The sequence below is a fragment of the Streptococcus danieliae genome (assembly GCF_025447695.1).
Classification (GTDB): domain Bacteria; phylum Bacillota; class Bacilli; order Lactobacillales; family Streptococcaceae; genus Streptococcus; species Streptococcus danieliae.
This window is the reverse complement of the sequence record NZ_JAOBSU010000153.1, coordinates 1-2588: the sequence shown is the minus strand read 5'-3', so window position 1 is coordinate 2588 and position 2588 is coordinate 1. Positions and strand designations below refer to the sequence as shown.

General features: G+C 51.9%; 1 protein-coding gene. It reads right to left on the bottom strand.

Annotation, left to right across the window (positions count from 1 at the left end; translation table 11 throughout):
* Positions 1–151: 151 nt before the first annotated feature.
* Positions 152–2281, bottom strand: coding sequence for a peptide cleavage/export ABC transporter (locus tag N4310_RS08135; RefSeq protein WP_262092777.1), 2130 nt, complete (start codon positions 2279–2281; stop codon positions 152–154).
* Between the last annotated feature and the right edge of the window lie 307 nt (positions 2282–2588).

Sequence of the window (2588 nt, the reverse complement as noted above, 5' to 3'; positions counted from 1 at the left end):
CCTCCCGACCCCACTCCCACTGTAGTTTTAAGCTCTCGTCCGCGGTGTCCACCACAAACCCAATTCGAAAAGCTCACCCTCTCAACCACGAGATATCCAAGAGGGGTCTCAGCTCTACTACCATTCTGACAAAAAGTTCTGGATCTAGCAACTAAAAACTAGATTCTGGTCCCAGATTAATTGCCTCCTTCTCCCCAGTCTCTTTTAAGCAACCATCTGCGAGCACCACGATCCGCTCTAACTTCTGAGCCAGCTCCAGGCGATGGGTGATAACAATCAGGGTTTGGTCCAGAGCCAGCAGGCGGTCAAAGACGCGTTCCTCTGTTTCGGGATCTAGGTGACTGGTCGCTTCATCAAGAATCAAGCAGGAGGCCCCGGTCAAGAGGCTACGAGCCAGAACCAGCCGTTGGATCTGCCCTGTCGACAGGGCAGTCCCATCCGTTCCCACTAGCGTGTCCAAACCCAAGGGTAGCAGCTGGACAAAGGCAACCGCCTCCACCAACTCCAAAGCTGCCCATAAATCCGCTTCTGCTGTCTCAGCTGCTGCAGCCCAGAGAAGATTCTCCCGCAGGGTTCCTTGAAAAAGTCCGGCATCCTGAGCCACATACTGGACCTGTCGTCGCAGCTCCTGCGGATGGAGGCAGGACAGGTCTTGACCTGCCAACAGGACTCGGCCTTCCAAGGGCTGGTAAAAGCCAACTAACAATTTAGCCAGACTGGTTTTTCCGCAGCCCGAAAGCCCCAGGATTCCCAGCTTCTGCCCCGGAGGAATATCCAGCGTCAGATCCTTGAGCAAGGGACTGCCGTAATCATAGGCAAAACTGACCTGGTCTAGCCGCAAAACTCCCTGAGTCCCGGTAAGCGTCTCGAGTCCCTGCTGGCCCTCCAAAGGGACTTGGTAAACTTCCTGTAGCCTTTGGTAGGCCACCTGGGCCTTCTGGACCTGTACCTGAATCTGGAGCAGATTCTCCAAGGGACCTGTAAAATAGGCCAAAAGACTGGTAAAGGTCAAGAGCTGACCCAGGCTCAGATGCCCGGTTAAGATGAGGCGCGATCCCCACCAAAAGATGGCAACGGTTGTCCCGAGCTGCAGGGCGCTTTTCAGCGCCAACTGCAGCTGCTCTGCACAACTGTAGGTGCAGACCTTGTCCCAAAAACTTTCTAAATAGCCCTTATTCTGAGCCAGGGCTCCGTCCTCAAGCCCCAATGCCTTCAAGGTTTCCATCCCCTTGATGTGGTCCATCAAACTAGAGGATAGCTGGGAGCCCGCCTCCAACTGATCCTGGTGGTAGCTCTTAAATTTTTTCTGAAAGGCAAAAAACAAGAGGGTATACAGCGGCACCAAAACTAGAGCCAGCAAAAAGAGCTGGGGAGACTGCCAGGCCAGGGCCAAACTGAGGCTGACCAGAGTTAGACCATCCAACAGCAGGGTCAGGCCCAGTGAGGCCAAGGCCTCAATAATCTGATTGGCATCTGTAAAGCGGGAAAGGATTTCACCGCTGCGGCGGGTTGCGAAAAAACTGAGTGGCAAGCCGAAAACATGGCTCAGATAGTCCTCCAACAGCTTTAAGGAAAGCCGGCGACCCAGAAGCAACAAAGGATACTGCTTGCAGAATTGAAGGAGGGCCTGCAACAGGGCTGCCACTAATAGCCACAAGCTCAACTGACTAATCGCCTCCATCCGCCCCTGGGGCAGGTAACCATCCACAATCCACTGCAAACCATAGGAGGACAGGATGGTCAGCAGGGTTAGACCAAGACTTACTAGGACTATCAGGAAAAATAACCCCTTCATCTGAAAAAGCAAGGCCAAGAGGGACCAAAATGTCGCCTCCCGCCGTTGGTTGGGTTGATAGTCAGACCTCGGTTCAAAAAAGAGGGCAACACCCGTCCACTCCTGAAGAAACTCCGCATGAGATCGTTTGACCAAGCCAACTTGCGGATCTGGATCCGCTAGAAAAACCGCCGTGTCTGTGACCTGATAAACGACATAATAATGCGGAAACTTTCCCTCCTTAATGACATGGACCAGGGCCGGATTCTGGACCACTGCCTCCTGCAACTGCTCCAGATCCAACTTCAGGGGTTGGCAGGCCAACCCCAACTCTTGACCAGCCTTGACTAGGCCATAGGCTGTTGTTCCGTTCAAGTTGGTCTTGCTTAGCGTCCGTAAATAGGCCAGGGAGTAGTCTGACCCATAATAATCTAAAATCATAGCCAAACAAGCCACTCCACAATCCCTAAAGTCCACTTGCATCCGGTAGTGCTTTTTCGTAAACATAGCCTTCCTCCTACTTATTTATTCGGAGGCAAACAAAAAAAGACGAGGCTGGGACAAAAGTCTAGCCTCATTGACTTTGGTTAGCAAAATGCCTTTGACGCAGTAGCTGATTGGGTCTAACAGCATTGTATGCTGTTAGAGAATACTAAATCTTGTTTGCGAAGCAAACTCCAATCGTTCGCTTTTCAAGCTCGGAAGAGGGCCTAATCAGCCTTGCGGGAGTGGGACAGAAACCCCTCTGACTAACGCAAAAAAGCAACGGTTTTAAAGCCGTTGCTTTTTGCCTTATGGAGATAGTCTTGATACA